Here is an 893-nt window from a genome sequence, read left to right on the forward strand (position 1 = left end):
GCGTTTCGGCCGGCGGCCTCTTCACGCCCCCCAACACCAACAACCGCGGCGGCGTGTTCACCCTCACCTACACCGTGCGCGACGGACCCTGCCAGGCGGCGGCTACGCGCACGGTGGTGATGGCGCCGGTGTCGGCCCAGGGCGTGGGGCTGAACCTGCCGGTGTGCAACAACTTCCCGCAGTACGCCGGCCTGGCGCCCTTCGACTGCCCGCTGGCGCCGGTGCTGCTGGCCCCCAATGCTACCTACGAATGGAATTTTGGCGACGGCCACACCGACACCACGGCCACGCCCACGCACCGCTACGAGCACCCGGGCGTATATACCATTCACCTCACAGCGCGCTACGGCAACTGCCAGGTGCTCACCGGCTTCTCGCCCATTGAAGTGGGCGAAGTAAAAATCCCCAACATCATCACGCCCAACCGCGACTCGCTCAACGACACGTTCCGGCCGCGCTTCAGCTGCCAGCGCACCTCGCTGGAAGTGTATTCGCGCTGGGGCCAGCGGGTGTACCAGAGTGATGACTACCACAACGACTGGGACGCCCGCAACCTGCCCGATGGCGTTTACTACTTCCTGCTGCGCGACGCCGACGGCCGCCGCCAGAAAAGCTGGCTCGAAGTGCGCCGCTAAGGGCCCGCCTGTTGGGCTGCCCATCTGCAGTTTCACGTTTGGCAAGCGGCGCACAGCCACGCTCGCCCGCGCCGCACGCTCAGCCGTACCAGGGCCCGGTGCTTCCTCCGGTGGCCCGGCGTGCTCAGCATGAGCCCTCTGTTGTCTTTCGCATCCCTCTTCCGCTGCCTATGAAGCCATTGCTACTCGCCACCGCTACGCTCCTGCTGGCCGGGGCTGCCCGCGCGCAAGCCCCCGAGCCCGCCGTACCGCCGGTGC

1 protein-coding gene is annotated in these 893 nt (G+C 67.5%); it reads left to right on the forward strand.

The features are described from left to right. Positions 1-635 (forward strand): T9SS type B sorting domain-containing protein (locus ACYVDE_RS24525; RefSeq protein WP_460504136.1); only part of this gene is annotated, 635 nt, incomplete at its 5' end. Between the last annotated feature and the right edge of the window lie 258 nt (positions 636-893).

It is taken from the genome of Hymenobacter agri (genome assembly GCF_054778495.1).